The sequence below is a fragment of the Legionella clemsonensis genome (assembly GCF_002240035.1).
GTDB classification, from domain to species: domain Bacteria; phylum Pseudomonadota; class Gammaproteobacteria; order Legionellales; family Legionellaceae; genus Tatlockia; species Tatlockia clemsonensis.
This window is the reverse complement of the sequence record NZ_CP016397.1, coordinates 3082488-3108463: the sequence shown is the minus strand read 5'-3', so window position 1 is coordinate 3108463 and position 25976 is coordinate 3082488. Positions and strand designations below refer to the sequence as shown.

Below are 25976 nucleotides of genomic sequence, written 5' to 3'. Positions count from 1 at the left end.
AAGTATTGCATAAAAGCAGGCACTTTTTTTATAAATATTTGTAAATTTTTTTGGCATTAAAGAGAAATAATTACTAATTGGGCTATGGCTTTATTTGCTCTTGTGAAGTGAAAAATTAATGCTTCCCGCAAAGTAGACAGCCAAAAACTCAATGAAGTCACGCCTAACTAATTGCAAAAAATAGCACGAATAATAAACTTAGAATAAATAATAAAGGGTTTATGGATTGCCGAGTTATCACTTTCAAAGCAGTGTAGAGAATAATACCACTTCCTATGCCATCGGCTATTGATGAAGTAAAAGGAATTAACATAATAGTCAGCATTGAAGGCGCAATTTCCGTAAAATCTGTTAATTTTAAATCCATTACATGCTTCATCATGCTACAGGCTACATAAAGTAAGGCTGGACCAACCGCATAGCTGGGAATCATCTGAGCCAAGGGAAAGAAAAACAACATTAGAATAAATCCTGTGGCAATGACTAAAGCGGTGAGACCACTGCGTCCTCCAGCTTCAATACCAGCGGCAGATTCGATATAAGGTGAGGTGCTGGCTGAACCTAAAAGACCGGCAAGGGTTGAGGCTGCTGCATCTGCTGTTAAGCTTTTGCTTAATCGCTGCTGGTAGTGGGCTTCATGTTTAAAAACAGATTGATTGAGCAAACCAATAAGTGTTCCTGTCGCATCAAAAACTGCAATCAAAAAGAAGGTGAAGGTGGCTTTGAGGGCAGCAACACTGTTAAATCCTGAAAAATCAAGCCTTAACCAGGTAGTTTCCATGGAGGGAGGCAAAGCCACTATTCCTCGCCATGGCGTTAAACCTAATAATAAACTTAAACCGCTAATGATTAAAATACCAAGAATGATTGCTGCTGGAATACGGTAATAATCCAATATTAAAATTATTAAAAAACCAATAATAAACAGGCCACTTTGTAAACTGGCAAGATTTCCAAGTGCCATTAAGGTATGTGGATTAGCGATAATTAATTGATTGCTATGCAATGCTATTAACGCAATGAGTAAACTAATTCCTATAAGAATAGCTACTTGCAGATTATGAGGTATGGATTCTATTAATAACCGTCTTAAACGACTAAGCGTGAGTAGCAGGAACATCAGTCCCGAAATGAAAACCATAGCCAGCGCATGTTGCCAATCAATACCCATTCCCTGGACCACACCGTAGGTAAAATAAATATTAAGGGCCATGCCTGGTGCGACGCCAATCGGTGTGTTGGCGTAAAGACCAGTAAATGCACACGCAAAAGCGGTTACCAGACAAGTAGCAGTAAAAACACCACCAGGCTCCATTCCAGCCTCTTGTAATATAGTGGGATTAACGAAGGCAATATAAGCCATTGTTAAAAAAGTAGTGATACCTGCCAAGAGCTCTGTTTTTAAAGAGGATTGTTGGAGAAAACGAGAGTACAAGCGCTTCATAGAGATTTGCGTAAGGCAAAATCTGATACTACAAAAGTTAACGATGGCTTGCAATACTGAGTCACATTTCTTCAGAACAAACGATATTATATATTCTCGCTTACTGCGGAAATTATACGCGAAGAGGTTCTTTGCTTCGCTCAGAATGACGGTGGTTTTTTCAGAGTGAGGGAGCTATAGCGGGTTAAGTAACGCAGTTCATCTTGCCTGATTGCCTCTTCTCAAGTTAAAAATGAATATTAAGGACAGCAAAGATGATCTCTATAGCAATTAATACAATAATAATAATTTCCAGGCTATGTGAATGACGAGTCTCCAGATAACTGTTAAACATATCAAAAATTTCGTTTAAAGTGTCCAGCCGGTGATTGATGGCATTGACCCGACGCTGAATATGCAGATAGCGCTCCATCATCGTATAGTATTCTTCAAGCGTAGGATGTTGCCAGAAGTATTTTGGATGATAAAGAAAATTACTTATTAAATTCATTTCGCTTTTAGCGCCCAGTATTTCCCCGATGACCTGGCGAATTTGATTGCGGGTAACAGGCATTTCTCCCTTACTTGAGAGACTTTGGATCATTGGATTGTATTTCTCAATGAGTGCTTCAATAATAGTTTCAAAATATTGTAATTTTGCTGATTGGGAAAAACCGTAGGACAAACTTAATTTTAATTCATCACTGTCAGTATCAATGATTAAGCAATCCACATCAAAAAAATCGTGCGGCTCTATTGCTGTCTTGTCACCCATCTGATAACTGAATTCATCACGCACGAGGAAAGTAACTAATTTATCTCCAAAAGGTCGAATAATATCGAGGTAAGTATTAATTGCATAACGCTTTACTCCCCACGTGACGACAGTTCCATTTTTAAAGACAAAGACTAAAGCATGGGGATTTTCGCAGTGATTTAATTTTAACACGTCACGAGAGCGAACAGAGCTATAGCCAATTAAAGTATTTTTAAAATGATTATCCAGGCGAGTCAAATCAATTGAACTGGCAATGCAATAACTTAAGCATTCCATGATTAAATAACCTTTGATGGCTCGTGATATAATAATGATATATCACGAGTTTATTGTATTACTATAGTATAACCTAATCAGAACGGGACTACACGCTTTCCGTAGTTTCACGTCCTGGATATGCTTTTTTCCTATCCGTTGTACCACTTAACCATTGCGGGCAGACTTCCAGAACTTCAGCAATTTTATCCAGCTGTTCTGGAGAGGGTAGCAAATGACCAAAAATCATTGCATTGGCTAAATGACGAGTTACACCAAATACCTTGGCAACTGCCTTGGTTTTCTCAGCCAACTCCTCCGGAAAACCCAGCAAAGACAACTCACGATTAAATCGTTGTGAAAATACTTTACTATTCACTTTTCACTCCATGAAAAAAAAATCCTATCAGCTTTTGGGCTGACCCCTCATACCCGTCAATCCTTGATACAGGTAAATCTTTTTATAACTTATTTTTTTGTTAACGCAAAGTATTTTCTATAGTTTTTAAAAACAAGCAGTTATCTGTGATGTCTTATGAAAAGCCCGGTTTAAACAAGGTAGCGAAAATTAACGAAAACTTGATTTGCCTTTAAGCGTCCTGACCAGGGAGTTGACGTTTGGAAACCGGCGCTGTTTGTATAGACGGTTGAAGGACCTTCGAATTTACCTCCATCGTAGTAGCGATAACCAGTGCCAATACTTAGATGGCTTCCTGTTGGAGTAAGATTAACGCCTGCAGAAAGCTGCCATGCAAAACTATTTCTGCCAGCTGGATCGCCAATTGTAGTCGTAGACCCTACTGGAATTCCGGCAATCACTGTTCTTCCGACAGTATAAAAATTTCTTACTTCATTATGAGCATAGCCAACTCCACCACCTATAAAAGGTGTAACTTCAATGGCTGCCAAAGTAGCTAAGGCATTAGCGGGATGTATAAATCCATTGACTAAAATGGCCTTATTGTCGAGTTCAAAATAACGTGTCCTTGCACTGCCTGAGAAGCCCGGTGTATCAGAAGTGCCAGGAGGTGAGGTTTGAAATTTTTGATAGTCAAAGTTTTCATGATTTATGTAACTAATACTAATATCAAGATATTCTTGTAGTTGTTTACCGACTTCAAAGGTATAAAATCCTCTATCACCCAAATCAGCATCATAACCTTGGAGGGAAAAATCCCAAAAAGCAGGATTAGGATTCACGATGCCCGGTTTTTCAGTCCAGGAATAACCTGTACCGATGGAAGCAAACCAAGGGTAGCTTGATGCAGTGCCAACTGTTCCCATGGTCCCGGCATGCAGAGAAAGCGACAAGAGGCATAAAAAAATTACACTGCCCTGTTTTTTCATATAAAAGTTCCTTTTTAGGAGAGCCATAAAGGAGTGGAATTATTTCAGATAGAACAAGAGAATTCAATGCATTTGCATAAAATAAGGCCTTGTTTAGGCCTTATTCCCATCAATAACGATTATTCGTGGTGGCTAAAATAATTTAGATCCAATTCCCTTGCTGCCTTAACATCATCCAGACGTTTAACGGGTAAGCTGTGAGGCGCTTCTTTTAACAAGGCAGGATTGGTTTCTGCTTCATGGTGAATTGCCTGCATGGCGCAGATAAAGCCATCCAACTCTTCCTTGGATTCAGTTTCGGTAGGTTCTATCAGCAGACACTCAGGTATTAATAAGGGAAAATAGGTTGTGGGAGCATGGAAACCATAATCTAATAAACGTTTGGCTAAATCCATTGCGGTAATTCCGTAGCGTTTTTTCTCCTGATTTAACGTTAAAATAAACTCATGAGTTGCTCGTCTTTCAGGATAGGCTGGACTAAAACCCGCTCTTTTTAATTCAGCAAGTAAATAATTAGCGTTAAGAGTTGCGAATTCGGAGACGCGTAATAAGCCTTCTTTACCCAAGACTCGGATATAAAAGTAGGCACGCAATAGAATGCCGGCATTACCCATAAAACAAGATAAACGACCAATACTTTGTGGATAGTCGCTGCGAGTTGCCCAGCGATAGCCACTGTCTTCTTTTATCACGATAGGAAGCGGTAAATAAGGAAGTAAACGTTTACTAACAGCAACAGGACCTGAACCTGGGCCGCCACCTCCATGAGGTGTTGCAAACGTTTTATGTAAATTTAAATGCATTACATCAAAACCCATATCCCCGGGACGCACTTTCCCTAAAATAGCATTCAGATTGGCACCATCGTAATAAAGAAGACCACCGGCTTGATGAACAATTTCAGCAACTTCTTTGATTTCACGCATAAATAACCCTAATGTGGACGGGTTAGTTAGCATGATTCCTGCGGTTTTGGCACCAACTTTGCTGCGCAATTCTTTTAAATCAATATCGCCATCTTTTGCCGTTGTAAGTTCAATTACTTTAAATCCACACATGGCTGCAGAGGCAGGATTAGTCCCATGGGCAGCATCAGGAATAAGGATTTCATCGCGTGTCGTATCACCTCTGGATTGATGATAAGCTTTAATCATGGCAACACCGGCAAACTCTCCTTGTGAGCCTGCCATTGGCGTTAAAGAGACACCAGGCATTCCGGTAATTTCAGCAAGATATCCTTGTAATTCATGAAGAATTTGTAAAAATCCCTGACTTGCTTTTTCCGGTGCCAGTGGATGTCGATTGATGAATCCTGGCATTGATGCAGCTTTGTGCACACCACGAGGATTATATTTCATGGTGCAGGAACCTAAAGGATAAAAGTTGGTATCGATCGAATAATTAAGCTGCGATAAACCCGTATAATGCCGGATAACTTGCAGCTCTGAACAAGCCGGCAAGCGTGGGGCTGTCTTGCGTAAGAAACTAGCAGGAATGACGACCTGGTCTACTGTTTTTTGCGGCATTTGTGCCATTGCTTTTCGTGTTGTTTTTGAGCGATTAAAAATCAACATAATTTGCCTTCCGTTTTCTGAATGAGATCCTTGAGTTCTTCGCAATGCTTCACAGGGGTAAACTCAATAATCTGAAAATCAGCAATTTCAGCGAGATAATAAGGATCACGTTGAAGTACAGATTCCAGGTAGTCTCTGTCATTGGTTGCAGCAATAATAATTCCACCTGTTCTAGGTTTCATAGGACCAGAGGCTATCAGTAATCCCTGTTTATAGTAATAATCAAGAAATTCTCGATGGGCCTGTAAATATTTATCGACTTCATTAATGGATGTTTTATAAATTAACTGCACAATAAACATCAAAGGCCTCGCTTAGCCAGAATTGACTGTAATGAATTTGCATAGTGAGTTATTTCTTCGACTGTTCGCATTTCAGTTGCACAAACAAGAATAGCATTCCTTAATTGGGGATAATGAGATTCTACCGAATAGCCGCCAGTGATACCTGCTTCGCGTAATTTAGCGAGTACTTCATCGACTGGTTGATTTAACTTCAACAGGACTTCGTGAAAATAGGGGGCATTAAAAATGGTTTCGACGCCGTCAATTTTTGTTAACTCATTAACCAGCTTTTGAGTGTTGGCATGGCATTGATAGGCAACACGATGTAAGCCTTCTGCTCCCAACAAACTCATGTGAATGGTGGCAGCGGTGACTAAGAGCCCCTGATTCGTGCAGATGTTCGAGGTTGCCTTGCCTCTTCTAATGTGTTGCTCGCGCGCTTGTAGTGTTAACGTAAAGCCTGTTTTTCCATCTTTATCGACGGTACGTCCAATTAAACGACCAGGCATTTGCCGAACATGTTCTAGGCGTGTACTAAAGAAACCAAAATAAGGACCACCTGAAGCTAAAGGTGAACCTAAGGGTTGACCTTCACCACAAACAATATCCACTCCTTTGTTGCCCCACTGTCCAGGTGGTTTTAAAAGTCCCAAAGAAACAGGATTCACACAAGCAATACTGACAGTATTGTTAGCTTGACTCCAATCCGTCAATTCATCAACAAGTTCAAGACAACCAAAAAAATTGGGTTGTGCAATAACCAGGGCAGTGATGTCTTCTCCTTGATATTTATCCAGGGCAGAAACTGCTGTGGTCCCTTGTTGTTCATCAAAAGGCAGAGTGATCACTTCTATATGTTGTGTTCGTGCGATAGTTTCTAATGTTTCACGATAGAGCGGGTGCACCGTACCAGCTACTAACACCCGATTGCTCTTGCTGCGTTTATTCAGTCTCACTGCCATTAGTACTGCTTCGGCCAAAGCAGAAGCGCCGTCATACATCGAAGCATTTGCTACGTCCATACCCGTTAATTCTGCAATCATCGTTTGAAATTCATAAAGTAATTGCAAGGTACCCTGACTGGCTTCTGCCTGGTAAGGTGTATAAGCAGTTAAAAATTCACCACGAGAGGTAATATCCCACACTGCTGCAGGAATATGATGTTCATAACTACCTGCTCCAATAAAACATATTCCATTCTGATTTTGCTGGGCAAAACGTTGCGCTTCTTGCAGCATGGCCATTTCCGATAGGCCTTCAGGAATATTTTTAAGTTCACCATAGAGTAAGGATGAAGGTATTTCATCGAACAAATCTTGTGCTTTTTTGATACCAATGCTTGCCAACATGGCTTCAGTATCTTCTTTGGTGTGTGGGATATAAGGCATAGTTAATGATCCTCTTTAATTTCGTGTTGATATTCCTCGTTGTTTAAAAGTGCATTCATTTCAGAGGGATTTTTTGCTCTTATTTTTACCAGCCATCCAGTGCCATAAGGATCTTTGTTAACCAGCGCAGGATTTTCACTCACTTCTTCATTAATAGCTACAATAGTCCCACTAATGGGTGCATAGAAATCTGAAGCTGCTTTCACAGATTCAACTACTCCAATTTCATCGCCAGCATTTACTTCATCACCTTCTTCAGGCAATTCAACAAACACCATGTCCCCTAATAGTTCCTGAGCATGTTCTGTAATGCCTACTATGTATTCATTGTCTTCAGCTCTTATCCATTCATGAGTTTTTGTAAATTTTAAATCGGTCATTTTTATCTCTCTTTTTTATTTTTGATTAAACTGCGCTGTCCGCCTGTTGTCCTTAGAGTGCTTTTCCTCGCTTAACAAATCTTGGTTTTCCAACTTTTGCCGAAATTAATTTACCACGGATATCTACCAAAACGTTTTCTCCTGTTGCTATAGGCACACGGGCTAAAGCAATGGATTGTTTGCGGGTAGGAGAATAACTGCCACTGGTTATAATGCCCTCTGCATGCCCTTCAACGATAACTCGTTGTCCTGGACGCATAATGCCTTTATCTTGCAAAATTAAGCCAACCAGCTTACGTTTAATTCCACGTTGCTTTTGTGATAAAAGAGCGCCCATGCCAATAAAATCTCTGTCTTCAGGTTGCCATTTCACGGTCCACTCCAAACCTGACTCAAGTGGTGTAGTGGTCTCATCCATATCCTGACCATAAAGTAGCATTCCAGCTTCCAGACGCAATGTATCCCGTGCTGCCAGCCCGCAAGGTTTTATCCCCGCCTGTAATAAAGAAGACCAAAATGAATCAATGTCATCGTTAGGGACAATAATCTCCAAACCATCTTCACCGGTATATCCAGTGCGTGCAAAAAACCAGGAGCCAACATCGACACATTCAAAATAAGTTAATGTGGAAACAGCATCGGCTTGGGCAGGGGTAAGTTTTGTCATCGTGTTTGAAATTGCTTTAGGTCCCTGTACAGCCAACATTGCCAAATCATGGCGCTCCTGCAATCCTACGGCAAAGCCTTCACTTTTGGCACGAATCCATGCCAGATCGCGATGACGGGTTGCAGAATTCAAAACAAGTCGGTAGTTATCGGAAGCACGTTGATAGACAATTAAATCGTCAATAATGCCGCCATGCTCGTTACACATGCAACTATAAAGTGCGCGACCTGTATGCTCAAGTTGATCAACATCATTCGTTAATAACTTGCGTAAAAATTGCCGACCGCCAGCGCCTAAAATATCGACAATCGTCATGTGAGAAACATCAAATACACCCGCGTGCTGACGTACTTGATGATGTTCATCAAGTTGTGAGCCATAATGTAATGGCATATCCCAGCCATGAAAATCGACCATTTTGGCGCCTAGTGCTACATGCGTAGCATGCAATGGTGTTTTTGCAATCATGTTAATCCCTCATTTCGCGCGTTGGTGCGAATGATTATACCGGTATGAGTCGCCGCGACAAGAGTAAATACTCTTATCTTTTCCAAGAAGCGATTTTCTCTGAAGAATAAATATTCTTAAATCTGTACAGTAATTGCTCTCTACTTTAATTATAGAAGCAGAGATGACTTCATAAAAACCAATCTGCTAATAATTATTTTTCGTGTGTGCGTGTATTAGGCACGTCTTTTGCAGAAATTATGGAAATGTTTCTTACGTTATCACTTTGAGTAATATTATTCCGACATGCTATTAGGAGCAGGAATATGCCTGAAGAAATTGTTACCAAGTCTTGGGGAAGCCGAATAAAAGATGCTTTTTTAGGAATAATAGGCGGTATTATACTCATTGTCAGCGCCATTATTCTTGCATTTTGGAATGAAAGCCACGGTTTACATACCGCTCAGTCTTTGGCAGAGGCACAACGTATGGTAATTCCAGTGCCGAACTCTCCTGTTAATCCCGAAAATAATTTAAAAGTGGTTTATTTAAGCGGTTTAGCAACAACCCAAGATATTTTGAGTGATCCGGTATTGGGAATTTCACAAAAGGCCATTGGTTTGCATCGGCAAGTAGAAATGTACCAATGGAAGCAAAACCAGGAAACGAAAACGGAATCTGAATTAGGCGGTTCAGAAAAGCAAACCACCACTTATACGTACCAAAAAGTGTGGTCAGCGCGCTTAATCGATAGCACGCCGTTTAGATATCCCACTGGACATGAAAATCCTGCGACCATGCCAATTGAATCAACCCAATGGTATGCTAATACCGTGATGGTAGGTGATTTCCAATTACCCTTTGAGCTGATAACAAAAATTAGTGGTAGGCAACCTGTAGATCTGCAAAAGGTACATACGACAGCACTACAAAATAAACTTAATAGGCCAGTACATTATATTAATGATCAGCTCTATGGCGGCAAAGATTATCAAAATCCTCAAATTGGTGATATTCGTATCTCTGTCACAGCAACTTTACCACAAACAGTCAGTATTATTGGCCAACAAACCGGAAATACCTTGCAAGCTTACCTGGCAAAAGCAGGACAACCTGTATTACTGCTTGTTTCAGGCCAGCAATCTGCTGAGCAAATGATTCAGGAAGCACTGACTGAGAATCGACTATTTACCTGGTTATTACGTGGCCTCTCGCTATTAATGATGATTTCAGGTTTTTCTTTAATTTTAAAACCCATTGTAGTATTGGCTGACGTGATTCCCGTTTTAGGTTCAATTGCGGGTTTTGGTACAGGATTAATAGCATTTATTTGTGGACTTTTACTGTGGGCAGTGGTCACCGCCATGGCCTGGTTTGCTATTCGTCCCTGGTGGTCAGCGGGATTACTCGCGATAAGCTTTATCTTGATCTATTTTCTTTATAAAAAAAGAAAGAGTCAGCAATTGGCTGTAGGAGCTGATGCTAGTAAAAATGTCAACAGACCCTAGCATCAGACTTATTCATTACTGTGTTTTTTGTAATGTTTTTGGAGAAGGATTTTTTATTATTACCTTCTTCTTCGGAACGATGGGGGCTTTGCTATTAGCTGGGGCTAATCCTTTAATAATCACTTCGTTATTACTGTCTGGACGAGCCATGCCATTTGCTTTACGGCATCGTTGTGTATCACATTTCATTTTACAGACACTATCCACGCAGCCATAACAACCCCAATTATCCCAACAGCAGGCCCAATTACCACTTTCAGAACCAACCCATCGACCTCCTGCTAATTCGCAAACGCCTTTGAGATCTTCGCCACCGCCAGCTTGCCGTGCCAGAGTGCTCGTGGCAAAAGTCCAGCTTGTTAAAAGTATGAGTAAAATTACACATTTGGACATGATATTTCCTCCCTGAAGTGTCTTTTGAAGTGGTTAAAATAATCCATTCCCCACTCCTCAGAAGCATAGACGCAGAGGGTAAATACAGCAAAAACAATTCCATGCTATGCTAGATTAATAGGAATAAGCGAAAGGATTTGCGCCAATGAATGTAGAGACACAAATTAATCAGTTTTTATCCTCAAACGCTTATGGTGTTGTAGGCGCTTCAAGCAGGCGACACAAGTTTGGCAACAAAGTGCTACGTTGCTATCTGCAGAACGGTAAAACAGCTTATCCTGTTAATCCGGGAGAGTCGATGATTGAAGGCATCGCCTCCGTTGCCAATGTGAGTGATTTACCGGCCAGTGTCGAGAGTATTTCTATTATTACTCCTGCTGCTGTTACAGAAAAAATAGTTGAGGAAGCGATAAGAAAGGGAATTAAAAATATTTGGATGCAACCAGGGGCTGAGAGTGAGAAAGCCATTGAACGGTGTAAAAAAAGTCAGGTGAATGTAATTGCTGGTGGCCCATGCCTTCTAGTCGAATTAGGATTTAGAGATTAGTGAGTCCTGTCTGCAATTCTCTATGCTAGAGTTAAATAAAATAAAGAAAGGGAAGAAATTATGAATAAGTTCATTTTTTTTCTGCTGCTACTGTCAGTCTTCTTGCCAGCACAAGCCACTAATTACGGAATAAATAGACAAGAGCAAGTCAATGCACAGGACGATTGTGTGCAAAGAATTCTTAAGCCATGCATTGAAAAATGTGAAAGCAATGAGGACACTAATTGTGTGCAGCTTTGCAAAGAGAATACTAAAAATGAATGTCGTCAGGCGGGTGAATAATTAATTCATGTTACGCAACGTTTTATCTTTTTTGGATGCATCACATGAATCTGCATTAAACCGAAGAATTAAAAGCGCTGAGAATTTTTTCGTAAACTTTTAAAGTTTTGCTGTCAGGGGAGCGATAGACTCGTTTGCTGTGAGTGATTTTTGCATCCGCCAGAAATTTTGCAAAATAGATACCCGTAGGAAGCGGCTCAATGATGGTCACATCAATACCTCGTTCATTAAGCCCTTTGCTAATTTTGTCACGATAAGCAATAAGTCGTCCTGAACCAAAAATAAGTGTATCTGCTTGCTTTTTAATAACAGCGTCCGCGCATTGTTCAACAAGACTTTCAATCGTTTTGTCTGATGTATAATCGGCATGGGGATCCAGCTGAATCCCTTGCACGCAAGCCAAGTGTTCCCAAAGTCCATAATTTCTTGCAAGATTTTCCTGAATGGCAGTTAACTCTTCCGTAGTGTTGATGATGGCAAATTTACGTCCCATCATGGCTGCGACATGCATGGTAGCCTCAGGCAAACTGACCACTGGTATTGTAACTGCTTCACGTAAAGGAGCTAGGGCAATTTCGGCCATCAGGTCAATGACAATAGCAGAAACCTTTTCCCTTTCTGCAAGCATTGCCTGTTTGATTAAACCTGGGGCAAGTAGGGCCATGTCGAGTTCATGGCGAACAGCGTCAACTGCCACATTGACATAGGCAATACTTAATTCAAGTTCAGGAGTGATATAAGGTTTTAACATATCCATGTTTAACACTTTAGTATTATAACCGGGTAAAATTACTCGTATATGCGTCACCTTATTCTCCTGTTAGTAAATTAATCATCCTTCGTGTATTTTTATAAACGGTTTCAATATTCCGTGCTTCTAATTTTTCAAAAACGAGTTGCGGCAAAACCCGTTGAATCAAATAATCATAAGCACTGTAGAGAAAGCCAAAATGCCATTCCTTTTCATCAATCGGATATTGGTTGTGCAAAGTGAGTTGCTGACGATGACGTTCTATATAGCTGTTGAGCAATTCTTTGCTAAAGGAGTGGGGGAGCACATAAGCTAAAAATTCCACCAAATCTCTTTGCGGAACATGAATAGTAGCAATTTCCCAGTCATAGAGGTAAACCTCTGTGAATTTGCTACTTAAATTAATCCCCACATTTTTAGGTACACAGTCGTTTTGCACGAGGGTTTTTTTCATATTATCAATGTGGGGGCGCCACTTAAGAATAGTATGAATCCATTGCTGGTGTAAATCATAGTCAGTTTTACTCAAGAATGGTATGGCTGCATGCTCGACAGCGCTTGCAAGCGCTTGCCAGTAAGGCATAAATTCTTGCATTTTATTGGCATTTAAAACGTTTTTAAAACAGGAGAAACCGCTTAGTTCGCTAGTTCTACCATACCAGACTGCATGCAATTGACTAACGGCGTTAATGAAGGATTCAATAGCAGGTTGCGTCCATTTTTCCACATTGAATGGATCTAATGATAAGTAATCATCAGAAAGATACTGCAGTATAAGAACACAAGCGCCATCTTTCTCATCAAGAAAATAGCCATAGCAGGTGGGCATAAATTGTTGGAATGCCTCGTATTTTTTTTGCATCTCATAAATGGTAACTTCCTTACGGTTTACATTCATAAATTCAAGCTGTGACATATAGTCTAAGAGAGGAGTGGTGGTGGAAATACCACATTTTTCAAAAGCGTGGGTAATTGCTTGCAAATATTGTTGCTCACTGATCTTTGACTTTATAATTAAAGAAACCGTTTCTTTTTGATTTTGCCTAACCAAGGAGAGGTTATAGCGTTGCACGCCAATGGGATGATCACCCTTCTTGGGGTGTTTTAATTCAAGCGCCATCTTTTCGCTCGCTGAGGGCACATAATTAACGGCTTCAACTGTTAAACCTGGGTCGTTAAACTGTTTTCTTAAACAAAATTCGAAAAAATCTTTGGTAAAAAAAAGGCCTGAGTCATTGGTTTGGACAAAATTTTCTTTCATATTAGTCCTTATTCAGCGATTATTAATTTTACTCTCATTAGTTTAGACACGATTGGTTACCAGTGGAATTAAAATTTAACACTTGAGTTTAATCCGATGTAATGTCACGACATGAAGATGAACAATCAAATAGTAAAAGTGGTTAAAGGAGGTCATTCTCACGTACTGCATGAGAATGACACTTATTGAATATTAAATATAAAAATTTATAATAAATTAGCAGGTCCTTTTCTTACTTCTTCCCATTGCTCGAATAAACTCTTAAGAGGAATGCAGTGACTATCTTTATGATCAGCGACTAAGGGAGGCTCCTCTCCCTTTATTACAGCGATATGTTGCGAAATGGCCTCGAGCATATAAGGTGCCGGTTTTGCTGTGGCTGGATCAATTATCTCACGGGTAAAAGGATCATTAAATTGTCCATCTTTAATCATACCTTCAAGTGTTTCACGATTATAGACGCGACGGTTAATTTCTACTGGATCAGTAAGAGGCTCCAATGTAATCGGATCCATGCATTCCATGGGTAAATCTTCACCCAATTTTTCTGCGGCCTTCGTTGCTGTTGCTTTTAAAGCTATATCAGGATAAGGCACATGACTTAAAGGGCCAACGGGTTGTACAGGAAGTGCTGCGACAGGAATTTCAGGGAGAGGTGCTCGAATAGCTTCTACTTCTTGTCGAGGAATTACCGCCCTTGGTGGAATTGGTGGACGTGGTGGGGGGGCAACACGATTTGGAGCGGGTTGCACTGGCCTATCGGAAGGAATTTGTTGTCGTGGTGCTTGAGGTACGACGGGCTTTGAACCTTTGTTTATTGACGTAGGGCTTTGACGCTCAGTCTTTCTACTTACAATTTTAGGGGTAATTGGTAATGAGCTGTAAGATTGTGCGTAATCTAATGGCAATTTTAGAGAAGAGCGACTTAGGTTAAGTAGTCTTTGTTGGCCAGACGGATAGCGCACTGCTTTAGCGAATCCTGCTGATTGTTTTGCAGGTGGACTTGAGGTTACTGAGGCCGTCGATTTTGCTACTTTCGGTAAGGGAATGGCTTTGTGAAAAGCACCCACATAAAAATCTGCCTTGTCTAGAGCATGCATAAATTCTATACGTTGCTGAGGTATCTCATAGCGATGGTTTCCTTGCATCTTTAAAACAACACATCGAGAAGGTCTCGTCGCTACATTGCTGATATACTCATTAACTTTTTGAGAATTCGTTTCATAGGTAATATAGGAATGAGGTCCCTGCCTGGATAGGTTTTTTATTTGATTAAATACATCAAAGAGATTGGGGGAAACAAAAGGATTAAATGGGATTTGTGGTGGCAAGTTTACGATGACGTATAGCATATTAAGCCCTCATTGTTGTCAAAAATCGTAAATTGCCAACAGCCTAACAAACAATCCTTAAGGTTTGCTTAAAAGCTTGATTTTTTGTTGCTCATATTTCTACTGCGGATGTGGATAAAATTAATTATTTGATTAATTAGACAATTTATATTCAAATAATAGTGAGAGCTCGATTATTATCGAGCGCATTTACTATAATTTTTTCAATGTGCTAGTAATTTAGCAACTCAAACATCATCAACACAGGAGGTGTCTTGCTATGTGTGGTATTGCAGGTGAATTCCAATTCAATAAGAAAAATATTCCTCTCTATAATCTGGAAAAAGCGATGCATAAACAGTTTAGTCGTGGTCCTGATGATGGTCAAATATATCTCACTAAGGGCATAGCACTTGGCCATCGAAGATTAAAAATTTTTGATCTATCCAATCGCGGCATGCAACCCATGGTTGATTCTGATTTAGGATTGGCTCTGGTCTTTAATGGCGCTATCTATAATTTTTTGGAATTGCGTCAAGAGTTGGCAGCAAAAGGATATTCTTTTGCCTCAGACAGTGATACCGAAGTTCTTCTCAAAGCTTACCATGCTTGGGGAAAAAACTGTGTTTATCGGCTAAGTGGTATGTTTGCCTTCGCAATTTGGGAGCAGGAGACAGGAAACTTGATACTGGCTCGCGATCGCTTAGGTATTAAACCGCTTTATTACAGTGCTAATGCTACTAGCGGATTTAAATTTGCTTCAACCTTGCCAGCCTTGATTGAGTTTGGCGATATTGACACCGCAATTGATAAAATTGCACTGCACTATTATCTAACCTTTCATGCTATTCCTGAACCACTTACCATTTTATCAGGGGTAAAAAAGCTTCCTGCAGGCGCTATCATGACGGTGCAGCCTGATGGAAAAATTAAAGAAGAAACCTATTGGCAATTGCACGTTAATGATAGTAAAACGGAACGTCATCATGATGAACGCTATTGGATAAACAAAACCTGTGAGGTCTTAAAGTCGGTAACGCAACGTCAATTAGCCGCCGATGTGCCTGTGGGAATATTACTGTCTGGAGGTCTAGATTCCTCCTTGCTAGTGGCGGTTGCCTCTATGCTTGGCCAAAAAGAAATTGAAACATTTTCCATTGGCTTTGAAAGTACTAATGGTGAAGCGGGTGATGAATTTTCCTATTCCAATTTAATTGCTTCAGCGTTTAATACAAAGCATCGTCAAATTTTTATTTCAAATAAACAACTGGCTAACTCTCTGGCTGGCTGTGTCTCTGCCATGTCAGAGCCTATGTTAAGTCATGACAATATTGGCTTTTATTTATTGTCGCAAGAAGTTGCCAAGCAAGTTAAAGTCGTGCTTTCCGGTCAAGGAGCAGATGAAATTTTTGCTGGCTATCACTGGTTTCAAACGATAAATGAACATCATACCCAGCCCTCAGATACAGCACAGCTTATTTTTGACAGAATAGCCGATCGCTCTTTTAAGGAGTACCAACAACTTGTAATGCCAGACTTTCACACGCCATGTCATGCACTTTCTTTTTTAGAGGCACTGTGCCAAAAAAATGGTTCTGCTAATTTAATTGATAACCTGCTTAACTATGAAAGTACTTTTGCACTGGCAAACGGGCCCTTAAGTCGCGTTGACAATATGACCATGGCTGCAAGTCTTGAAGCAAGGGTTCCTTTTTTAGATGAAGAGATGATTAATCATGCTTTTTCCATTCCCTTGCAATATAAATTGCCTCAAGGGGGCAAGTACATATTAAAACAATTGGGACGTACAATGCTCCCAAAACAGATTGTTGACCGTCCCAAGGGCTATTTTCCTGTCCCTGCGTTAAAATATTTAGAGGGAAGCACCTTAGAGTTGATGCGGGAAGTACTTTCGCCCAAGAATATAAAGCACCGAGGTATTTTCAATAGTCAAGCAATTGAAAATTTATTTACCCAGTCAGAGGAAAATTTTACTCCTTCCGGCATCTCCAAATTATGGCAAGTCGGTCTGCTGGAATATTGGTTTCAATGTCATAAAATATAAAACGGTGTTGATTTACTACTGACAAGAGCACAAGGATTATGCAAAAAACATCAAATTGATGGTTTTTGCACCATTTTAGTAAATTTGTTAAACTGAATTTCAGTCTACAACCAATGTGAGGTTAATACCGGCATTTTATTCTATGAAGAATTCTAATCTGACTATATGTGACGCAACAATACATCCTGGTGAAGTGGCCAATCTAGCGCTCCCTCTCCCGGAATTATACTCATGTACTTCCTTTTATATGCCTATTAAAGTGGTTCATGGCAAACAGGCAGGCCCCTGCATGCTTATCTTTTCTGCATTAAAAGGCGATGAATTAAATGGCCTTGAAATCATTGACCGTTTGTTAAGTCCTGAGAGATTAAAAAATTTACACGGTACATTGATTGCTATTCCTGTGTTAAATGTACTGTCATTAGTAAATCATCTAAAAACATTGTCTTACGAAATTAATCTCGAGCGTTGTTTTCCTGGAAAAAAATATGGAACTTATGGGGAAAGAATGGCCCATGTTTTTACCAAGGAAATATTATCCAAGGCTGATTACTGCATTGAATTACAAAGCGGTTCATTAAACCATGACATTTTGCCGCAAATATACTGCAATTTATCGGATGCAAAAAGTAAAGCGCTTGCGCAATCTTTCGCAGCCCCTGTCATAACCAATATGAAATCCAAACCCCATTCCTTACGACAAACTTCCGAAAAACTTCATATTCCCTTGCTTATTTATCAAGCGGGGGAAGCATTGCGTTTTAATGAATCTGCAATCTCTCTCGGGTTGAATGGTATTTACAGGGTGATGCAGGCACTGGCTATGTTACCAGCTTGTAATGAAGAGGCTACAGAGGGTTTCAAGCCTGTTTTTTCAGAAGATCAGGATTGGATTTATTCTCATATGAGTGGGGTACTAAAAAGCCAGGTTGAATTAGGTCAGCGCATTCACAAAAAGCAAATTATAGGATTAATTAATGATCCTTTCGGAGCAGGGAAAATGGAGTCTATCAAAGCACCATCGGATGGTATTGTAGTCGGTATCAATCGTCACCCTCTTATTCATGAGGGTCAGTCTATTTTTAAAATCGCTTCATTTATCGACAATAATCGAGCTGAAACTGCTTTAGAGGCATGGAGCGAAACATTCATTGACGAAACACTTTGAGAGCCATTATATGACGATTCGTGGCCTTATCATTTGGCTTATCTGTGCTTTTTTCTTTTTGTATGAGTTTTTTCTGCGCACGGTATTGGGTACCTTTCAATCTTCTCTGATGAAGGATTTGCATTTGTCTGCAGTGCAATTTGCCATAGTAAGTTCAACTGCTTATCAAATTATTTATGGATTGATGCAGTTGCCGGTGGGAATTATCGCGGATCGCTATGGTTTGAAGAAAACTCTCTTGATTGCTGCGCTTATCTGTGCATTTTCAAACTTGGGTTTTGCGTTAATCCATGACTATAAAATGGCGCTATTCTTTCGACTGCTGATGGGATTGGGATCTTCTTTTGGTTTTGTTTGCTTATTACTGGCTGTTTATGATTGGCTACCGCGAAAAAACATTGCTTTCTTTATTGGCTTATCGCAATTTATAGGTACTCTAGGGCCTATGCTTGCTGCAGGTCCTTTAAATGCCCTTTTAGAAGCTAATTTTTTTGGGTGGCGTGAATTATTTGTCGTCCTTGCGTTAATAGGAGTGGCATTTGCTGTTCTTGTGTGTTGTTTTGTCGAAAAAAATAGGGAAACAACCACTTCTTTTTATGTGTTGGCAAGACCCTCATCACTACTTTCCAATTTGTATCGACTCGTTCGTCAAAAACAAATTTGGTGGATAGGATTTTATTCCTCAAGTGTTTATTTTTCTTTGGAATATTTATCAGAAAATGAAGGAACCTCTTTTTTGATGGCGAAAGGATATTCTGCCACGTTCGCAGCTTACCTGATTACTGTTTCATGGTTAGGTTATGCCCTAGGATGTCCTGTTTTGGGATATTTATCTGATAAATTAAAACAACGAAAACCTGTTATGCTCTTTAGTACCTGTTTGGTCCTCTTAAGTTTGAGTGTTATTATTTATTTCCCGCTTAATCAAGCAGGCATCATGTTATCTTTTTTTCTACTTGGTATTGGTGCCAGCGGCCAGAGTATAGGCTTTGCCATCATTAGTGAATACTGCCAGTATAGTTATCTCACGATAGGGCTTGCTTTTAATAATACTTTAATTATGTTTTTTGGTGCCATTAGTGCCCCGTTAATTGGCAATCTACTTGAGAGAAGTGCATCAACTTATCCTTTACTCCTTAACTATCAAACAAATTTTTCAATAATGATAGTTTTCATTTTGTTGGGGTTCGCTTTTAGTTTATTGCTAATTAAAGAAACTTTTTGCAAACAAGTTCATGAAATCACGATGTTGGCTTCCAAAGTCTAGTTCCTTTATTTGCTTTCTCTGGAGGCAGTAAATAATCAATCTTCACCAGGGTCTAATTCCCTCTGGAACACCTGTATTATTTACAGAGCTTAGTTTATCAGTTAGCAGTATTGCACGAAGATTGGCCTGTTATTTAGTCCCGGCTTATGACCTTATGTACTCCCGGGACTATTTGCTAATAATTGATCAAAGTTTTGATCACGCGGCAACGGGTACTGTAACAGTAAATGATGTTGAAGCTGAGCCACACTCGTTTGTCGCAGTGACGGTTACAGTAAATGACGTTGTGACTTCATTGGGTTCAGCATTTACAGTAACCACACCAGTGGCAGGATCAATCGTCACTGTACTTGGAGATGGATTTGTTGTTTCCATCGAGAAAGTTAAATCCTCGCCACTAAAAGCCTGAGCTGTGGCTATATCCGCTGTTCCGGGGGCAAATACTTCTTGATCCGGTATAACACCTATTACCGAAGGTGGTAGGCAAGGAGGTGGTGGAGGTGGCGGAGGTGGTGGTGGAGGTGGCGGAGGTGGCGATGGTGGAACAAAAAGAGTCACTCTTTCATCAGCGATAGCTAAAACCTGTGGCAGATAAATAGCAGGTTTTACTGGCTCACGCATTAAGCGAGTTCTATTTATCTCATCACTGCTTGCAATACCTGGCGTCAGAGTGTTTTGGTCTACTGTGTAACTGACACTTACGCCGAGGTTGTAGGTATTCGGCAAGGCATGTTTACCGTCTACATAGAGGCCGAATACCCCAATCGACCAATTAGGAAAGCCCATTGGTCTATGATTTATACTGCCAGAGTAAGCATTAAAAGGTCTACGAAATCCTGAAGTTAAATTTAAGTCAGTTCTTTCACTGAGCTGTTGACTAATACGAAAAGTACCTCCAAATCCATCTGCATCGTGGTTGCTGATGTACAACTCATCATAATTAACATTATCATAATTTAGTTCAGCCCCTATCCTAGAGCCGCTCCAAGGGCTTATGCTAATGCTCGGATTAAGATAATAAGCATCTGAACCTGCAATACGGCGTGCGTTTGTATACAATATTAAGACGTTTTCATCATAAAAACTTCCCGCTTTGGTCGCTAGATTTTTATTAGGTGCATGAGAGTAGCCTCCCCCAAGCTTCACTTCTGGAGACAAACGATATTGTGGAAGAGCATATTTATAATATGTGCCCAAGGCGCCTTGTTTAACCCATTCTCTGCTATTACCTGAAAAGAAAGAATAGGTAATATTTTGTCTTAGGAATTCCCCAGATAGGGCAAGCAGTTGGTTATCTTGAATATACCAGCCTAATGTGGCATTAAAACGTAAATTTCTAGTTCCTCCTTCACCTAATAACGAAAAAGCGGAATTGTAGGTAAGCGGACTTGAAACTTGAAACCGTCCTGTGGTTCCCACATAGGATGTTGGCGAATAATCAGTATTAGGAGGGGCTGCATAAAGTGCAAATGAGTACAGCAAATAAATCGCAATTATTTTGCCTATTATTCTTAACATGTAGAATCCTTTCTTCTCTAGTTAAAAAAATTTTACTTATTTTAAAGGAAATAAAAAAATTGCATCTACTCATTTGGTAAATTGTGGCTTTTGCAGTGAAATATTTTTACCGTGAAAAAAGCGTAGGTTCAAGATATTTATAGCTATGAGTAACCGGAGGTGCAGGTCGTTTAAATATTATCGCTACTCTTAATTGGGTTTCTTCACCGAATCAAGATATTCCGGCAAGCGCTTTATATGCTCATGAATTACAATTATCCTTGATAAGGAAGCAGCATCTAAGTTGCCATCATCGGTTAAGCTAATAAATCACCATTATTGTCTCAAAGTCTCTATGCTCCTAAAATCTCAGAAGCACTAAAAAGAGTTCCTGTGAATGACGGTCTTAACGAGATAAAATAAATCTTATCTGATAAACTCTAAAGCAGAACAGCCATGCCCCTATTCAAGAAACGCATAGGGGTTATTGACGGTAATCACTAGGGTACATAAGGTTGGTGTATAGGTTTGCGGGGCCGTATCAATTCACTTATAAAAGATGGTTTGTAAATGCGATTTAAGCTTGTCCCAGCGTAAAGGAATACTGCGAAAACCTACAAACTGATCAGGACGGATTAAGTAGAGGCATTCCCCAGCGGCACCATAGCGTTCATGAATTTTATGGTCCTTATCAATAATTATTTCAGCAAGCCCCGTATTTTCTATAGTAGACTTCTTATCCACCACTAAATAAGCGTTTATCCATGAACCATATTGGATCTTGATATTCTCTAAGAGCTCATGAATTGTTTTCTTTAGGTCATCAGAAGGATTATTGCTGGTTAAAAAGATAAATAATCCATGTTTCCCTGCCAATCGTTTTTCAAAGAGCCACTGGGTATTATCTTGTTTGCTGGTAGTGGCCGCATAAATATCTGGCGCTCTTTCACCTGCGCGAGGTCCTTTCCCAAACTCTGCCCAAGCGCGCAAGCAAGAACTATTTGCTGATAAATGCTCTGTTGAAGACCAATGGATTGGTAAGCCGATAAATTCATCCACGATGGGACTTTTAGTCATGCTTACTTTAGTTTGCGATAATAAGCCACCGAAATATTTTTTGGCAGGCTCAAGTTGCATCATAAGCTCAGTAAGGTGATCGCGATACTCACGTGAGATAATGCCGGTCATTGAAAAAGATTTTTCATTCATATCGGATAATAGTCTTGCCGGTTTTATAGTTTGCTCTTGTTCCTCTTGATAGCTCTCCAATAATCCTTTTGCCGAGACGCCCTGGCATTCCAAGGCCAGTTTCCAACCTAAATTTCGAGCATCGAGCAAGCCTGAATTCATGCCTAAAGAGGTAAGTGGGCTTACTTGATGAGCGGCATCGCCGCACAAAATGACGCGTCCTTTTTGGCGGGTATCAACTGATGTTAGATAAGTATGAAAATGGGAGATCCAGCGTGGATCGGATAGTTGACCCGGAATGGGTGATAGTCCGTCAAAATATTGTTGCAACTCCTCAAGGGTAGGTTGTCGGCCTTTTTCATAAATTTCGGTTTTAGGCAAGGAGACAAGCACTCCCCAACGGTTATCGGGTAATCCACTGATTGAGGCGAAGCCATTTTTTGCTAAAAAGAAATACCAGTGCCCGGGATTAAAATCACCATGGACGACTAAGTCTGCCACCATATAATGCGAAGGATATTTTTTGCTCTTGCTTACAAAATTGCCCTTTTTGCGTACCGAACTATGGGAGCCGTCACAACCAATGAGATAGTTGCAATGAATTACCTCTGTTTGTTGGCCTTGTACACTCGCCTCGATATAATTCTCTTTATCGACATAGTTTTTAAATTCTACTCCCCATTCCACATGAGCGCCTAACTGATTTAATAATTGCTCCTGAAATTTTTCGACATAATTCTGACCGATTAAAAAATAACAAGGATATTTTGATTCTATACCTACCCAGGGGGCATGAGTAATCAATTTATTTTCAGCATAGACAACAAGGGCATGGGTTGGATTTCCTGTTTTTATAAAAGGCGTTGCATAATCAAAGTCACCAAAACCTTCAAGTGCTACTGACGAAACAGCAGTTGCTTTGATATGCTGGGAAGTCTCACTTTTTTTATCAATAATGCGAAAGTTAATTTTTTGACGAGCAAGTTCTAAAGCTAGCATTAACCCCGTAGGACCTGCACCAACAATAAGCACCTCTGTCGCTGATTTCATCCTGTAACCTAATTAAGTACTCTAATACAAAGTTTAGATCATTCGCTTTAACCAGAGCGAAGCAAAAACAGCGCTGAATGCTATAATTGCAACAAACAAGGGATTGGATAGAAGCGATGATCAGCAAAGGAACGAAACCAATTGTTATTATCACCGGCTCCGCTGGGAATATTGGCTCTGCCTTAACAAGCCAGTTAAAAGACGATTATCATGTTGTAGGTTTCGATAGGGCAGGAAGTGGCAGTGACTTCGAAATTGATTTAACGTCCAAACCTTCAATAGTATCAGCCTTTAAGCATTTCAGGGAAAAATATGGCAATCACATTGCTGCAGTGATTCATCTTGCTGCCTATTTTGATTTTACAGGCGAAAATTCACCACTGTATGACGCAGTTAATGTTAAAGGGACACAAAAGCTTCTGGCGGTTTTGCAAGATTTCGAAGTAGAACGATTTATTTTTTCCAGCACGATGCTCGTGCATAAACCTGGCAAACCAGGTCAAACAATTAATGAAGATTCTTCCATTGACCCTAAATGGGCTTATCCTAAATCCAAGTGGCGTACCGAGCAAATTATTCAAAAGGAACATGGTGCTATTCCCTACCTCATTCTAAGACTCGCTGGGGTTTATGATAATTCTACCTGCATTCCCACCCTTGCTAACCAAATTGCCAGAGTTTACGAGCGGGATTTTAAGAGTCATTTATTTTCTGGTGATGTTGATGCCGGGCAATCGTTTATTCATCAAGAAGATATGATTAATCTCTTCAAGAAAGCGCTTGAGCATCGTAATGAGTTACCTGCAGAAGAAATTATGCTAGGAGGAGAACCAGAGGTATTTAGTTATGAAGAACTACAGGAGCGAATCAGCTGTTTGATTCATGGTGAGGATGGGGACCTTTTAAATATTCCCTCCCCTCTGGCTAAGGCGGCGGCAGCTGTACAGAATAAATTAGAACCGTTAGTCCCAGATGATTTTGATGAAGGAGAAAAACCTTTCATACGACCCTTTATGATTGATAGGGCCTCGGATCATTATGATTTGAACATTGAAAAGGCACGAAAGAAGCTGCATTGGGTGCCTAAGCACTCTATCTATGAAACATTGCCGAAAATAATTAATGCGTTAAAAGCAAATCCAAAGCAGTGGTATAAAAACAATGGTTTAAATTTACCGGATTGGTTGGAATCGTTACCTCCAAAAGTCGATGTTTCACGAGAACACTATGAAACGCTATTTCGCACCGAACATCAGCAAAATTTATGGGCTTATTTTATAACCATTGCTTTGGGCTTTTGGCTAATTGCCTCGCCCATTAGTTTAGGTTATGAATCTAACGCCCTAGTCATCAGTGACATGGTGAGTGGGGCGGCGGTGTCATTGCTCGCTTGTTTAGCGTTATCGTGGCGCCTTGCGTGGGCAAGGTGGTTATGCGCAGGCGTTGGCTGCTGGATAATCACGGCACCGCTTGTATTCTGGGCTCCCACGGCAGCTGCGTATTTGAATGATACTCTGATAGGCTCATTTATCATTGGTTTTTCAGTGTGCCTGCGTCCATTTGCTGGTGTCGCCCCTAACGCCATGCTTACAGGCCCGGATATTCCGCCTGGCTGGGATTTTTCCCCGTCGAGCTACTTTCAACGGTTACCGATTATTGTTTTGGCTTTTATTGGGTTATTTATTTCTCGCTATTTGGCGGCTTACCAACTTGGTCATACAGACAGGGTGTGGGACCCTTTTTTTGCAGGCGCATTACCTGACGACAAAAATGGTACCGAAGAAATTATTACCTCTTCTGTTTCAGAAGCCTGGCCAGTTCCTGATGCAGGACTTGGCGCAATGGTCTATCTTCTTGAAATTGTAACAGGGATAATAGGTGGCGTTAATCGTTGGCGTACCATGCCTTGGTTAGTCTTATTATTTGGTATTTTAATCGTTCCGTTAGGTGTCGTTTCAATCACCTTTATTATCATACAACCGATAGTGCTTGATACCTGGTGTACACTCTGTCTCATTGCAGCTGTTGCTATGCTGATGCAAGTTCCCTATTCATTTGATGAGCTAGTTGCGACGAGTGTCTTTTTATGGCGTAGATGGAAGGCAGGTCGGCCTTTATTGCGTATTTTTTTAGTGGGTGATAGTGATGATAATGAAAATGGTAAGAAAAAAGTTCAGGATAATTTTGAACAATCGCCCTGGAAAATAATTTGGCAAACGCTGGAAGGTGGGGTCAGTTTACCCTGGAATCTTATTCTCTGTTTAATCATTGGAGTGTGGTTAATGTTTACCAGGATTACTTTGGGTACATCAGGAGGGATGGCCAATGCTGATCATTTACTTGGATCATTAATTATCACGGTGACTGTAATAGCATTGGCAGAAGTGGTACGAGCGGTACGGTTTCTTAATGTGATTTTTGCACTGGCTTTATTAATTACGCCCTTTGCATATGGTGTTAGTGGCACTGCAACTGTTGCCAGTTTAATTTGTGGAATACTGCTGTTTATTTTATGTATTCCACGGGGAAAAATTGTTTCATCTTATGGTGAATGGAATAAATTTATTGTTTAAGATAAATTTAGTTGCCATAAATTTTCTAACCAGATTTATGAGGTTTGATTGGTTAAGGGTGACTTACCAACTAAATGTATAATGCGTTTCATTTCTAGAACCCCAGCCGTTTATAACTCGTACTTCCAGTTTTTTTTCAGCGATCAACGTAAATTCAAGCACTGAACCCCAATAAGGATTATAAAAATTAAACTCTCTTGTTGGTTGCTCGGCAGCATAATCTAATTTGCAGTAAATGGTTCGTGGTTCTGGGGCACCGAGTCCATCGCCGTAGGCTAAATCTAATTGAACGGAGGCTAGGGTATGCGTTGTAGCAGATACGTTGCTTAGCCCATTGCATTTAATGCTAGCAATTTGTGGATATTGATTATAAAGTTTTAAACAGCTTCTATCTATTGTGCAAGATTTCGCCAAACTCATACTTGCAATAAAAACCATAACAAAAAAAATACAATGTCGTAACATGATGAGTAGAAATAGAGAAGATGATTTTTTTATATCACTGTTGTTAAGTTATTGTCAATTGTACCGAATTTAACAACTATCAATTTG

At 40.1% G+C, this 25976-nt stretch carries 23 protein-coding genes; 7 read left to right on the top strand and 16 right to left on the bottom strand.

The window, feature by feature from the left end; all coding sequences use genetic code 11:
- Positions 1-163 precede the first annotated feature (163 nt).
- The 9 genes from clem_RS13890 to gcvT all read right to left on the bottom strand — a co-directional run bounded on the left by clem_RS13890 (position 164) and on the right by gcvT (position 8564).
- Positions 164-1444 (bottom strand): NCS2 family permease, encoded by a 1281-nt coding sequence (locus clem_RS13890; RefSeq protein ID WP_094092093.1) that lies wholly within the window; start codon positions 1442-1444, stop codon positions 164-166.
- Between the two features lie 226 nt (positions 1445-1670).
- A complete protein-coding gene (locus tag clem_RS13885) occupies positions 1671-2477 on the bottom strand; it encodes an RMD1 family protein (protein WP_094092092.1) in 807 nt (268 codons plus the stop codon).
- Positions 2478-2565: 88 nt separating this feature from the next.
- On the bottom strand, positions 2566-2835 hold the full coding sequence (locus clem_RS13880) for a hypothetical protein (protein WP_094092091.1): 270 nt from the start codon (positions 2833-2835) through the stop codon (positions 2566-2568).
- A gap of 170 nt (positions 2836-3005) precedes the next feature.
- On the bottom strand, positions 3006-3803 hold the full coding sequence (locus clem_RS13875) for an outer membrane protein (RefSeq protein ID WP_094092090.1): 798 nt from the start codon (positions 3801-3803) through the stop codon (positions 3006-3008).
- 119 nt (positions 3804-3922) lie between these two features.
- Positions 3923-5377 carry an aminomethyl-transferring glycine dehydrogenase subunit GcvPB gene (gcvPB, locus tag clem_RS13870; RefSeq protein ID WP_094092089.1) on the bottom strand — a complete coding sequence of 485 codons (1455 nt, stop codon included), beginning with the start codon at positions 5375-5377 and terminating at the stop codon, positions 3923-3925.
- Positions 5371-5679: a YciI family protein gene (locus clem_RS13865; RefSeq protein ID WP_094092088.1), complete on the bottom strand. Its 309-nt coding sequence runs from the start codon at positions 5677-5679 to the stop codon at positions 5371-5373. Before clem_RS13865 ends, gcvPB begins: the two co-directional genes overlap by 7 nt.
- A complete protein-coding gene (gene gcvPA / locus clem_RS13860; protein ID WP_094092087.1) occupies positions 5679-7049 on the bottom strand; it encodes an aminomethyl-transferring glycine dehydrogenase subunit GcvPA in 1371 nt (456 codons plus the stop codon). Before gcvPA ends, clem_RS13865 begins: the two co-directional genes overlap by 1 nt.
- A gap of 2 nt (positions 7050-7051) precedes the next feature.
- Complete coding sequence (gene gcvH / locus clem_RS13855) at positions 7052-7429, bottom strand: glycine cleavage system protein GcvH (protein ID WP_094092086.1); 378 nt, start codon at positions 7427-7429, stop codon at positions 7052-7054.
- A 52-nt stretch (positions 7430-7481) separates the two neighbouring features.
- Positions 7482-8564, bottom strand: coding sequence for a glycine cleavage system aminomethyltransferase GcvT (gene gcvT, locus clem_RS13850; RefSeq protein ID WP_094092085.1), 1083 nt, complete (start codon positions 8562-8564; stop codon positions 7482-7484).
- Between the two features lie 305 nt (positions 8565-8869).
- Here gcvT and clem_RS13845 point away from each other — a divergent pair, with 305 nt between their 5' ends.
- Positions 8870-10051 carry a TMEM43 family protein gene (locus clem_RS13845; protein ID WP_094092084.1) on the top strand — a complete coding sequence of 394 codons (1182 nt, stop codon included), beginning with the start codon at positions 8870-8872 and terminating at the stop codon, positions 10049-10051.
- Between the two features lie 15 nt (positions 10052-10066).
- Here the strand turns inward: clem_RS13845 and clem_RS13840 are convergent, their stop codons facing one another.
- Entirely contained in the window at positions 10067-10444 is a 378-nt protein-coding gene (locus tag clem_RS13840; protein ID WP_094092083.1) for a hypothetical protein, read from the bottom strand.
- Positions 10445-10589: 145 nt separating this feature from the next.
- On the opposite strand from clem_RS13840, the gene clem_RS13835 reads away from it, so the two are divergent.
- Positions 10590-10991 carry a CoA-binding protein gene (locus clem_RS13835; RefSeq protein ID WP_094092082.1) on the top strand — a complete coding sequence of 134 codons (402 nt, stop codon included), beginning with the start codon at positions 10590-10592 and terminating at the stop codon, positions 10989-10991.
- Between the two features lie 60 nt (positions 10992-11051).
- On the top strand, positions 11052-11273 hold the full coding sequence (locus tag clem_RS13830; RefSeq protein ID WP_094092081.1) for a hypothetical protein: 222 nt from the start codon (positions 11052-11054) through the stop codon (positions 11271-11273).
- Between the two features lie 55 nt (positions 11274-11328).
- On the opposite strand, the gene clem_RS13825 is transcribed toward clem_RS13830, so the two are convergent.
- The 3 genes from clem_RS13825 to clem_RS13815 form a co-directional block, all read right to left on the bottom strand.
- Positions 11329-12081 carry an aspartate/glutamate racemase family protein gene (locus clem_RS13825; protein WP_094092080.1) on the bottom strand — a complete coding sequence of 251 codons (753 nt, stop codon included), beginning with the start codon at positions 12079-12081 and terminating at the stop codon, positions 11329-11331.
- Position 12082: 1 nt separating this feature from the next.
- Positions 12083-13285 carry a 3-hydroxy-3-methylglutaryl-CoA reductase gene (locus clem_RS13820; protein ID WP_094092079.1) on the bottom strand — a complete coding sequence of 401 codons (1203 nt, stop codon included), beginning with the start codon at positions 13283-13285 and terminating at the stop codon, positions 12083-12085.
- 206 nt (positions 13286-13491) lie between these two features.
- Positions 13492-14637 carry a U-box domain-containing protein gene (locus clem_RS13815; protein WP_094092078.1) on the bottom strand — a complete coding sequence of 382 codons (1146 nt, stop codon included), beginning with the start codon at positions 14635-14637 and terminating at the stop codon, positions 13492-13494.
- A gap of 259 nt (positions 14638-14896) precedes the next feature.
- Here clem_RS13815 and clem_RS13810 point away from each other — a divergent pair, with 259 nt between their 5' ends.
- The 3 genes from clem_RS13810 to clem_RS13800 all read left to right on the top strand — a co-directional run bounded on the left by clem_RS13810 (position 14897) and on the right by clem_RS13800 (position 19116).
- Positions 14897-16681, top strand: a complete 1785-nt coding sequence (locus clem_RS13810) for an N-acetylglutaminylglutamine amidotransferase (RefSeq protein ID WP_094092077.1) — start codon at positions 14897-14899, stop codon at positions 16679-16681.
- A gap of 142 nt (positions 16682-16823) precedes the next feature.
- Entirely contained in the window at positions 16824-17849 is a 1026-nt protein-coding gene (locus tag clem_RS13805; RefSeq protein ID WP_094092076.1) for a succinylglutamate desuccinylase/aspartoacylase family protein, read from the top strand.
- 10 nt (positions 17850-17859) lie between these two features.
- Positions 17860-19116 carry an MFS transporter gene (locus clem_RS13800; RefSeq protein WP_094092075.1) on the top strand — a complete coding sequence of 419 codons (1257 nt, stop codon included), beginning with the start codon at positions 17860-17862 and terminating at the stop codon, positions 19114-19116.
- A gap of 198 nt (positions 19117-19314) precedes the next feature.
- Here the strand turns inward: clem_RS13800 and clem_RS15015 are convergent, their stop codons facing one another.
- Both clem_RS15015 and clem_RS13790 read right to left on the bottom strand, forming a co-directional pair.
- A complete protein-coding gene (locus clem_RS15015; protein ID WP_094092074.1) occupies positions 19315-20634 on the bottom strand; it encodes a TonB-dependent receptor in 1320 nt (439 codons plus the stop codon).
- Positions 20635-21159: 525 nt separating this feature from the next.
- Complete coding sequence (locus clem_RS13790) at positions 21160-22851, bottom strand: FAD-dependent oxidoreductase (protein WP_094092073.1); 1692 nt, start codon at positions 22849-22851, stop codon at positions 21160-21162.
- Positions 22852-22967: 116 nt separating this feature from the next.
- Here clem_RS13790 and clem_RS13785 point away from each other — a divergent pair, with 116 nt between their 5' ends.
- The gene (locus clem_RS13785) at positions 22968-25424 is read left to right on the top strand and encodes a vitamin K epoxide reductase family protein (RefSeq protein ID WP_094092072.1); all 2457 of its coding nucleotides are present in this window, start codon (positions 22968-22970) and stop codon (positions 25422-25424) included.
- Positions 25425-25487: 63 nt separating this feature from the next.
- Here clem_RS13785 and clem_RS13780 read toward each other — a convergent pair whose 3' ends face one another.
- Entirely contained in the window at positions 25488-25889 is a 402-nt protein-coding gene (locus tag clem_RS13780; RefSeq protein WP_094092071.1) for a hypothetical protein, read from the bottom strand.
- Positions 25890-25976 lie beyond the last annotated feature (87 nt).

Bases quoted from the DNA above. Each gene is read 5' to 3' on its own strand.
- clem_RS13890 (WP_094092093.1), bottom strand. From the start codon at position 1,444: ATGAAGCGCTTGTACTCTCGTTTTCTCCAACAATCCTCTTTAAAAACA.
- clem_RS13885 (WP_094092092.1), bottom strand. From the start codon at position 2,477: ATGGAATGCTTAAGTTATTGCATTGCCAGTTCAATTGATTTGACTCGC.
- clem_RS13875 (WP_094092090.1), bottom strand. From the start codon at position 3,803: ATGAAAAAACAGGGCAGTGTAATTTTTTTATGCCTCTTGTCGCTTTCT.
- gcvPB (WP_094092089.1), bottom strand. From the start codon at position 5,377: ATGTTGATTTTTAATCGCTCAAAAACAACACGAAAAGCAATGGCACAA.
- clem_RS13865 (WP_094092088.1), bottom strand. From the start codon at position 5,679: ATGTTTATTGTGCAGTTAATTTATAAAACATCCATTAATGAAGTCGAT.
- gcvPA (WP_094092087.1), bottom strand. From the start codon at position 7,049: ATGCCTTATATCCCACACACCAAAGAAGATACTGAAGCCATGTTGGCA.
- gcvH (WP_094092086.1), bottom strand. From the start codon at position 7,429: ATGACCGATTTAAAATTTACAAAAACTCATGAATGGATAAGAGCTGAA.
- gcvT (WP_094092085.1), bottom strand. From the start codon at position 8,564: ATGATTGCAAAAACACCATTGCATGCTACGCATGTAGCACTAGGCGCC.
- clem_RS13845 (WP_094092084.1), top strand. From the start codon at position 8,870: ATGCCTGAAGAAATTGTTACCAAGTCTTGGGGAAGCCGAATAAAAGAT.
- clem_RS13840 (WP_094092083.1), bottom strand. From the start codon at position 10,444: ATGTCCAAATGTGTAATTTTACTCATACTTTTAACAAGCTGGACTTTT.
- clem_RS13835 (WP_094092082.1), top strand. From the start codon at position 10,590: ATGAATGTAGAGACACAAATTAATCAGTTTTTATCCTCAAACGCTTAT.
- clem_RS13830 (WP_094092081.1), top strand. From the start codon at position 11,052: ATGAATAAGTTCATTTTTTTTCTGCTGCTACTGTCAGTCTTCTTGCCA.
- clem_RS13820 (WP_094092079.1), bottom strand. From the start codon at position 13,285: ATGAAAGAAAATTTTGTCCAAACCAATGACTCAGGCCTTTTTTTTACC.
- clem_RS13815 (WP_094092078.1), bottom strand. From the start codon at position 14,637: ATGCTATACGTCATCGTAAACTTGCCACCACAAATCCCATTTAATCCT.
- clem_RS13810 (WP_094092077.1), top strand. From the start codon at position 14,897: ATGTGTGGTATTGCAGGTGAATTCCAATTCAATAAGAAAAATATTCCT.
- clem_RS13805 (WP_094092076.1), top strand. From the start codon at position 16,824: ATGAAGAATTCTAATCTGACTATATGTGACGCAACAATACATCCTGGT.
- clem_RS13800 (WP_094092075.1), top strand. From the start codon at position 17,860: ATGACGATTCGTGGCCTTATCATTTGGCTTATCTGTGCTTTTTTCTTT.
- clem_RS15015 (WP_094092074.1), bottom strand. From the start codon at position 20,634: ATGTTAAGAATAATAGGCAAAATAATTGCGATTTATTTGCTGTACTCA.
- clem_RS13790 (WP_094092073.1), bottom strand. From the start codon at position 22,851: ATGAAATCAGCGACAGAGGTGCTTATTGTTGGTGCAGGTCCTACGGGG.
- clem_RS13785 (WP_094092072.1), top strand. From the start codon at position 22,968: ATGATCAGCAAAGGAACGAAACCAATTGTTATTATCACCGGCTCCGCT.
- clem_RS13780 (WP_094092071.1), bottom strand. From the start codon at position 25,889: ATGTTACGACATTGTATTTTTTTTGTTATGGTTTTTATTGCAAGTATG.